General features: G+C 34.9%; 8 protein-coding genes. All 8 read left to right on the top strand.

What is annotated here, in order from left to right; genetic code table 11:
* The first annotated feature begins 82 nt into the window (after positions 1-82).
* The 8 genes from mraZ to ACOYLP_RS02495 all read left to right on the top strand — a co-directional run bounded on the left by mraZ (position 83) and on the right by ACOYLP_RS02495 (position 9,238).
* Positions 83-556, top strand: coding sequence for a division/cell wall cluster transcriptional repressor MraZ (gene mraZ, locus ACOYLP_RS02530; RefSeq protein WP_422854602.1), 474 nt, complete (start codon positions 83-85; stop codon positions 554-556).
* A complete protein-coding gene (gene rsmH / locus ACOYLP_RS02525) occupies positions 531-1,439 on the top strand; it encodes a 16S rRNA (cytosine(1402)-N(4))-methyltransferase RsmH (protein ID WP_422854601.1) in 909 nt (302 codons plus the stop codon). Before mraZ ends, rsmH begins: the two co-directional genes overlap by 26 nt.
* A 3-nt stretch (positions 1,440-1,442) precedes the next feature.
* On the top strand, positions 1,443-1,790 hold the full coding sequence (locus tag ACOYLP_RS02520) for an FtsL-like putative cell division protein (protein ID WP_422854600.1): 348 nt from the start codon (positions 1,443-1,445) through the stop codon (positions 1,788-1,790).
* On the top strand, positions 1,781-3,799 hold the full coding sequence (locus tag ACOYLP_RS02515) for a penicillin-binding protein (protein ID WP_422854599.1): 2,019 nt from the start codon (positions 1,781-1,783) through the stop codon (positions 3,797-3,799). The genes ACOYLP_RS02520 and ACOYLP_RS02515 overlap by 10 nt, the downstream gene beginning before the upstream one ends.
* Entirely contained in the window at positions 3,796-5,259 is a 1,464-nt protein-coding gene (locus ACOYLP_RS02510) for a UDP-N-acetylmuramoyl-L-alanyl-D-glutamate--2,6-diaminopimelate ligase (protein ID WP_422854598.1), read from the top strand. The genes ACOYLP_RS02515 and ACOYLP_RS02510 overlap by 4 nt, the downstream gene beginning before the upstream one ends.
* Positions 5,260-5,281: 22 nt before the next feature.
* Positions 5,282-6,505, top strand: coding sequence for a phospho-N-acetylmuramoyl-pentapeptide-transferase (gene mraY, locus ACOYLP_RS02505; protein ID WP_422854597.1), 1,224 nt, complete (start codon positions 5,282-5,284; stop codon positions 6,503-6,505).
* Entirely contained in the window at positions 6,505-7,839 is a 1,335-nt protein-coding gene (murD, locus tag ACOYLP_RS02500; protein ID WP_422854596.1) for a UDP-N-acetylmuramoyl-L-alanine--D-glutamate ligase, read from the top strand. The genes mraY and murD overlap by 1 nt, the downstream gene beginning before the upstream one ends.
* A gap of 82 nt (positions 7,840-7,921) precedes the next feature.
* The gene (locus ACOYLP_RS02495; protein WP_422854595.1) at positions 7,922-9,238 is read left to right on the top strand and encodes an FtsW/RodA/SpoVE family cell cycle protein; all 1,317 of its coding nucleotides are present in this window, start codon (positions 7,922-7,924) and stop codon (positions 9,236-9,238) included.

Raw genomic sequence — 9,238 nt, 5'->3', positions numbered from 1 at the left:
AAAACTTATTAACAAAGTGGTATTTTGTGGTAAATTGTGGTAATTATTTTTATATTTTTGCTCGTAACCATAAAAAACCAAATTGAATACCATAATCGGAACATACGAATGTAAAGTTGATGCCAAGGGAAGACTCATGATTCCTTCGGCATTAAAGAAGCAACTTGCTAATTCCTTGCAAGATGGCTTTGTCTTAAAGCGTTCCGTTTTTCAACCTTGTTTAGAGTTATATCCAATGACAGAGTGGAATTTGATGATGCAAAAAATCAACAAATTGAACCGCTTTGTAAAGAAAAACAACGACTTCATTCGTCGGTTTACCGCTGGAGTAAAAGTGGTAGAAGTTGATGATTTAGGAAGGTTGTTAATTCCAAAAGATTTAGTAGGCTTTAGTAAAATCTCCAAAGACATTGTGTTGTCTTCAGCGGTTAATATCGTTGAGATTTGGGACAAAGATTTATATGAAAATGCAATTGCGGGCGATGATGATGAGTTTGCAAATTTAGCCGAAGATGTAATGGGAAACAGTAATGATGACAATGATGGAATATCATAATCCGGTTTTATTGAAAGAAACTGTTGACGGATTGAATATCAAACCTGATGGTGTATATGTGGATGTGACTTTTGGCGGTGGCGGTCATTCTAAAGAAATTTTGAAACGGTTAGGCCATAACGGAAAACTATTCGGATTTGATCAAGATGAAGATGCTTTTGTTAACGCTTTATCTGACGAAAGATTTACACTTATACCTGAAAATTTTAGATATATCAAACGGTTTTTGAGATTTCACTGTGTAAAAAGCGTTGATGGGATATTGGCAGATTTAGGTGTTTCTTCCCATCAGTTTGATGTTCCTGAAAGAGGTTTTTCTACACGCTTTGATGCAGATCTAGATATGAGAATGAGTAAAAAAAATGAATTGAATGCTTTTAAAGTTGTGAATGAATTCGACGAAGTAAACTTGAAAAGAGTTTTTTTGGATTATGGAGAATTGAAAGTAGCTCCAGCTTTAGCCAGAACAATTATAGAAGCTAGGGAAAAGAAAAGCATCAGTACAACAGATGAATTAAAAACTGTTTTATCGAGGTTTTTACCAGAACAGCACAAAAATAAAATTCTGGCGCAAATCTATCAGGCAATACGAATTGAAGTAAATCAGGAAATGGATGTTTTAAAAGAATTTTTGGAACAATCACTTGAAATACTAAAACCAGAAGGAAGATTAAGCGTGATTTCATATCATTCTTTAGAAGATAGATTGGTTAAGCGTTTCATGAAAAATGGTCTGTTTGAAGGTGAGCCGGAGCGAGATTTTTTTGGGAATTTTTCAGTTCCGTTTAAAAGTATTGAGAAGTTAATCGTTCCTTCTGATAAAGAAATAAAAGAAAATAACAGAGCAAGAAGTGCAAAGCTAAGGGTAGCTGAAAAGAAATAAGAAATGAAAAAAGGAGTTTACAGCATATTAAAAGCTCGGTTTTTAGTCAATGAAGATGCTACAAGAAATTGGCGTTTTATTGTGTTTCTTTTTCTGTTAGCGCTTTTAATGATTGCCAATACACACCGATTTGAGCAAAAAGTTTTTCGAATTACTGAATTGACCAATCAAGTAAAAGAATTGCGTTCCGAGTTTGTAGACAAACGATCAGAATTAATGAAATTAAAAATGGAATCGACAGTTTCTGAAGAAATGAAAGAAAGACGAATCTTTCCTTCTCCGGTTCCTCCACAAAAAATAAAAGTTAAAAAACCAGTAGAAAAAAGTTTCTTTCAAAAACTATGGCAGTAGAAGATAAACATATCTCTTACCGAATCTATTTAGTTGCATTTAGCATCTTTATAATGGCTGTATTGATCACTTTCAAATTGACCAAAATTCAATGGTCTCAAGGTGATTACTATAGAAAATTAGCGAAAGAAAGAACCGTTAGAAACTTTGTGATTCCTGCTAATAAGGGAAATATTTATTCTTCTGACGGAAGTTTATTAGCGACATCAATCCCAAATTATAATATCCGTTTTGATGCTATGGCACCAAAAGGAATTGCTTTTGAGAAAAATGTATTGCCTTTAGCTGATTCATTGTCAAAAATGTTAGGCAAACCAACTTCTTATTATCATAGCCAATTAAGGATGGCTCGTGCCAACAAGAGCAGATATTTATTAATTGCACGTGATTTAAGCTATACAGAATATATCAAAATTAAAGGGTTTCCACTTTTTAATTTAGGAGCAAACAAAGGAGGAATGATTACGGAGCAAGAAACCGTTCGCGAACATCCGATTGGAAAAATTGCTGAAAGAACTATTGGTTATGACAGAATCGATGAAAACGGAATTCGCGTTGGTAAAGGAATTGAATGGTCTTATAGAAAGTATCTTAATGGAAAAGACGGCAAAGTCTTAAAGCAAAAAATAGCAAAAGGACAGTGGAAACCAATTAAAGATGTCAATGAAGTTGATCCGCAAGATGGTTATGACGTTATTTCTACTATTGATGTTTATATTCAGGATATCGCACATCATGCTTTAATGAAACAATTAAAAGATTACAAAGCAGATCATGGTTGTGTTGTAGTGATGGAAACCAAAACAGGAAAAATCAAAGCTATCTCTAATTTAGGAAAGCTAAAAGAAACTGATTCAACCTATTTTGAAACTACCAATTATGCAATAGCAGAATCTCACGAACCAGGTTCAACATTTAAATTGGTTGATATGATTGCATTGCTTGATGATCAGAAAGTGGATACTAGTAAAGTTTACGATTGTAAAGGTGGAGTTATAAGTTACCCTTCCTTTAAAGGTAAAAAAGTAAGAGACTCTCATAAAGGAGGTTGGGGCCGTATATCATTAGCAAAAGGATTTGAAGTTTCATCAAACACTGTTATGGTTCAGGCCGTTTATGAAAATTACAAAAATAACCCACAGGAGTTTGTTGATAGAATCGATAAAATGGGTTTGAATAAACCTCTTGGGCTCCCGATTCAAGGAGAAGGGAAGCCAATTATTCCTCAGCCAAATGACAAAAATTGGAGCGCTTTATCATTGCCGTGGATGGCTTATGGCTATGGAGTTTCTGTAACACCATTGCAAACTTTGACTTTGTATAATGCTATTGCTAATAATGGCGAAATGGTTAAACCACAATTCGTTTCTGAGATTAAAGAGTGGAACAAAACTATTAAAACATACAACAAACTTGTTATCAATCCAAAAGTTTGCTCTGATGAAACTGTCAAAAAATTAATAGCTGTAATGCAAAATGTAGTTAAAAGAGGGACAGCTTCAAAATTGTATTCTAAAGATTTCTCCATGGCTGGTAAAACAGGTACAGCTCAAGCCAATTATGGTAAAAATGGTGGTGCAGACAAACATTACATTTCTTCCTTTGTTGGATTTTTTCCAGCTGAAAATCCTAAATATTCCTGTATAGTAGTGGTTCACAAACCAAATACTTCGGGTAATAATTATTATGGTGCCGATGTGGCCGGGCCTGTTTTCAAACGTATAGCGCAAAAGATATTTACCGATTCGCCATCAACTAATTTGGTTAAAAATATCAACAAAAAAATAAACAAACAGGAATTGGCATACGACGAATATAAAATCAAATCATCTTTAGATACTAAAGTTATTCCAAATTTAAAGGGAATGAGCGGAATGGATGCAGTGGCCCTTTTAGAAAATTTAAAACTAAAAGTCAAAGTTATAGGTATCGGAAAAGTAAAAAAGCAATCAATTCCTGCAGGAGAATCATTGGATAAAAACAAAACAATCATACTCGAATTATCGTGATTATTTTAAAAGACATATTATATAAAGTTGCTATCGAAGCGGTAAAAGGTTCGACAGAAATGGCTATCAACAAAATTGAATTCGACTCAAGAAAAATTATTGAGAATGATGTTTTTGTAGCCATTCGTGGTACCGTTTCTAACGGTCATGACTTTATTGAAAAAGCGATAAATCTTGGAGCAACGGTAATTGTATGTGATGCCTTGCCGGAAGTAATTGTTACCGGAGTTACCTATATTCAAGTAAAAGATACCAATACGGCTTTAGCATTTTTATCAGCAAATTTTTATGGAAACCCGTCACAAAATTTAAAATTAATTGGTATCACGGGAACGAATGGTAAAACAACCATCGCGTCTTTATTATACCAATTATTCCAAAAAGCAGGCTACAAAGTAGGATTGTTATCAACCGTAAAAATCATGGTTAATGATAAAGAATATAAAGCAACACATACTACACCGGATTCGTTGACTATCAATTATTATCTGGCAGAAATGAGCGAAATGGGTGTTGAATATTGCTTTATGGAAGTGAGTTCACACGGAATTCATCAAAAACGTACGGAAGCACTGCATTTTGAAGGTGGCGTTTTCACCAATTTGTCTCACGATCATTTAGATTATCATCCAACATTTGCCGAATACCGTGATGTAAAGAAATTATTTTTTGATTATTTGCCAAAATCAGCTTTTGCATTGACAAACATTGATGACAAAAACGGTTTGGTAATGATTCAAAATACCGTAGCTCGAAAACTGACTTATGCTTTAAAATCCTACGCCGATTATAAAGCACAAATTTTAGAAAATCAATTGTCCGGATTGCTTTTAAAAATAAATGAAAATGAAGTTTGGGTTCGTTTAATCGGAACATTCAACGCTTATAATTTGTTAGCAATTTACGGCACTGCTGTTGAATTGGGAATGGATAAATTAGAAGCATTGCGATTACTATCGGAATTGGAAAGTGTTTCAGGACGTTTTCAATTTATTGTTTCTGATACAAAAGTTACAGCAATTGTTGATTATGCTCATACACCGGATGCTTTAGAAAATGTTATAAAAACCATCAATGACATTCGCACTAATAACGAGCAATTAATAACGGTTGTAGGTTGTGGAGGCGATAGAGATAGAACAAAAAGACCAATCATGGCAAACATTGCTTCAACTATGAGCAATAAAGTGATCATCACGTCTGACAATCCGAGAACAGAAGATCCAATTGGCATTATTGCCGACATGGAAGAGGGTGTGCAACCACAAAACCAAAGAAAAACATTGTCTATAGTTGATAGAAAGCAAGCAATTAAAACAGCTTGTCAATTGGCAAGCCCAAATGATATTATTCTAATTGCAGGAAAAGGGCATGAAACATATCAGGAAATAAACGGAGTTCGCCATGATTTTGACGATATGGAAATTGTAAAAGAAACTTTAGAACAACTTAACAAATAACCGAATTAACACATAACCAAATATGTTATATTATTTATTTGAATACCTCGACAAAACAATGGATGTGCCTGGCGCAGGTGTTTTCCAATACATTACTTTTCGTTCAGCTTTGGCGTTAATACTTTCGCTAATGATTTCAACCATTTACGGAAAAAAAATCATCACTTTCTTGAGAAACCAACAAGTAGGTGAAACGGTCAGAGAGCTTGGTCTTGAGGGACAAACTCAAAAAGCAGGAACGCCAACAATGGGTGGATTAATTATCATCATTGCGACTTTAATTCCGGTTTTGTTGTTAACCAAATTAAATAATATTTATATCATCCTTTTGGTCGTAACCACACTTTGGATGGGAACAATTGGTTTTATTGACGATTATATTAAAATATTCAAAAAAGATAAACAAGGTCTAAAAGGAATTTTTAAGGTTTTTGGTCAGGTTGGTTTGGGTTTAATTGTTGGCTCAGTTTTGTATTTTCATCCCGGAGTTACTGTTAGAGAAAAGTCTGCAAAACCAGTAAACTTTAATCAAATAGAAAATATATCTCAAACCCCAGTTGAAACAAAATCAACGGTCACTACAATCCCGTTTACCAAAAACAATGAACTGGATTATGCCAAAATCATAGAATGGACAGGCAATGATTATCAGAATTGGGCTTGGTTGGTTTTTATTCCAATCGTAATTTTCATAATAACTGCTGTTTCCAACGGAGCAAATTTAACAGATGGGATAGATGGTTTAGCTGCCGGGACTTCGGCTATTTCCGTACTCGCACTCGGAATTTTTACTTTCGTTTCGGGTAACGTTATTCTATCAAGTTACCTAAACATCATGTACATTCCAAATTCTGGTGAAATGACAGTATTTATCTCAGCTTTCGTTGGGGCATTGATCGGGTTTCTTTGGTACAATTCCTTTCCCGCAACAGTATTTATGGGCGATACAGGTAGTTTAACTATCGGTGGAATTATCGCCGTATTAGCGATTTCTGTTCGTAAAGAAATGTTATTGCCGGTATTATGTGCCATCTTTTTTGCTGAAAGCTTATCCGTTATTCTTCAAGTTTCTTATTTCAAATACACTAAGAAGCGATTTGGGGAAGGAAGACGAATTTTCCTCATGTCACCATTACACCATCATTATCAAAAGAAAGGATATCATGAAAGTAAAATTGTAACCCGTTTTTGGATTGTTGCAATTCTACTTGCTATTGTATCTATTGTAACATTAAAATTGAGATAATGCAAAGATTGGTCATTCTTGGCGGTGGTGAAAGTGGTGTTGGAACGGCCATTTTGGGAAAAAAACAAGGATACGATGTTTTCGTTTCTGATTTCGGAAGAATAAAATATAATTATAGAGAAGTTCTTAAACAGTATGAAATTAAATGGGAAGACGAAACCCATACCGAACCCCTGATTTTAAATGCTGATGTAGTCATGAAAAGTCCAGGGATTCCAGAGAAAGCTCCAATAGTAAAAAAGCTAATGGAAAAGGGAATTCCGGTGATTTCAGAAATTGAATTTGCAGCCCAGTTTACCACTGCTAAAACAATTGGAATTACAGGAAGTAACGGCAAAACGACTACGACAATGTTAACGTATCATTTGCTAAAACAAGGCGGATTGAATGTAGGTTTAGGAGGAAATATCGGTAAAAGCTTCGCATGGCAAGTTGCCGAAGAAAATTACGATTGCTATGTGTTAGAGTTGAGCAGTTTTCAGTTAGACGGAAATATAAAGTACAGACCAGACATAGCTATAATAACAAATATAAGTCCGGATCATTTGGACCGTTACGAATATAAATATGAAAATTATATCGCATCAAAATTTAGAATAACAATGAACCAAACAGAGAACGATTATCTCATCTATGACGCCGATGACATAGCGATTTCAGAATGGTTCAAACATAATAAAACAAAAGCCCAATTAATTCCTTTTTCATTAACAAAAACATTTGAAAACGGAGCATTTATAAAAAACGATACTATGGACATCATCATCAACAACGAAGAATTTGAAATGAAAACGGGAGAAGTTTCTCTTGAAGGAAAGCACAACATGAAAAATGCTATGGCGGCAACTTCTGTAGCCCAACTGATGAAAATCAGAAAGAAAACTATTCGTGAAAGTCTATCTAATTTTCAAGGTGTAGAGCATCGATTGGAGAAAGTACTCAAAATACAAAACGTCCAGTATATAAACGATAGCAAAGCGACTAATGTGAACGCTACTTTATTTGCTTTAGATAGTATGACAGTTCCAACAGTTTGGATAGTCGGGGGTGTTGATAAAGGAAATGATTATAGCGAAATAATGTCGTTGGTTCGTGAAAAAGTTAAAGCAATTATCTGTCTTGGAGTTGATAACAAAAAAATAATTGACGCTTTTGGGAATGTTGTAGATATGATGGTCGAGGTAGATAATATGCGAGATGCTGTTATTACCGCGATGCATATTGCTGAAAAAGGCGATGCTGTTTTGTTGTCGCCGGCATGTGCCAGTTTCGATTTATTTCAAAATTACGAAGACAGAGGAAATCAATTTAAAGCAGCGGTTAAAAATCTATAAAAGTTATGAGTTTGAGGTTTCAGGTTGTTTAACCAAAAATTAAAACCACTAATAACTAACTCATAAAACGAAACCATTAAAAATGAAAGAATTAGTAAACAGTTTAAAAGGAGATAAAGTCATATGGGCATTCGTTGCCTTGTTGGCGCTGTTTTCGTTTATGTCTGTTTTTAGTGCAAGTAGCAATTTGGCCTATAAAAATGATGGTTCCGGAAATACGTTTGCTTATTTACTGAAACATGCGGCCCAAGTTCTGGTTGGGTTTTTTATACTTTACAAAATTCATAAAGTTCCCTATCATTATTTCAAAACGATATCCAAAATTCTGATGCCTGTTGTTTGGGGATTGTTGATTTATACTTTACTTAGAGGAACTATTATTGAAGGGGCCAATGCCAGTCGATGGATACAGATTCCGTTTATTGGCATCACTTTCCAAACTTCTGCGCTAGCATCCATCGTTTTATATGTTTATGTAGCGCACTATTTATCCAAAAAAAGAGAAACGCCTATTACGTTCCAAAACTCGCTCTGGGAGTTGTGGACGCCTGTATTTATTACATTAATTTTAATTCTTCCAGCAAATTTTTCTACTGCTGCCTTGATATTTTCAATGGTAATTATGTTGGTTTTCATAGGTAAATATCCACTTAAATATATCGGAATCATACTTGGTGCAGGAGCTATCGGATTATTGTTTTTTGTATTTGTTGCCAAAACCTATCCAGATGCCTTCCCTAATCGTGTGGATACCTGGATGGCTCGTATTGACAACTTCGCAACTGACAAACCCGATGAAGATGATTACCAAATCGAAAAGGCAAAAATAGCGATTGCTTCAGGCGGACTATATGGTCTTGGACCTGGTAAAAGTGTGCAGAAAAACTTTCTACCACAATCTTCTTCCGATTTTATCTATGCTATTATTGTTGAAGAATACGGAATGGTTGGCGGAATATCTGTTTTAGGATTGTATCTGTTATTATTATTCCGATTTGTTGTAGCAGCACATAAAGCCAATTCGCACTTCGGTAAACTAGTCGTCGTCGGCTTGGGTTTTCCAATAATTTTTCAGGCATTGACTAATATGGCTGTTGCAGTTGAATTGTTGCCAGTAACGGGTCAAACATTACCACTAATAAGTAGTGGTGGTAGCTCTATTTGGATGACCTGTATTGCGCTAGGTATAATTCTGAGTGTGACCAGAAAAGATGAAGAAATAGCCGAAGAACTTGCCGAAAAACAAAAACGAGAAGATGCTTTGCAAAAGCTAATCGATAAGCAATTGCAAGAAGACGAAGCAGCAGACTCGAGCGAGAGCGAACAGGCGAAGCAATTAGAAGATTTTTCAATTGTGGATACGGCAAATCCGATGAATGCTGTTCTTAATAAAAAATAA

The sequence above is a fragment of the Flavobacterium sp. genome (assembly GCF_049318325.1).
In the GTDB taxonomy this organism is placed as follows: domain Bacteria; phylum Bacteroidota; class Bacteroidia; order Flavobacteriales; family Flavobacteriaceae; genus Flavobacterium.
This window is presented reverse-complemented; position numbering and strand designations above follow the sequence as displayed.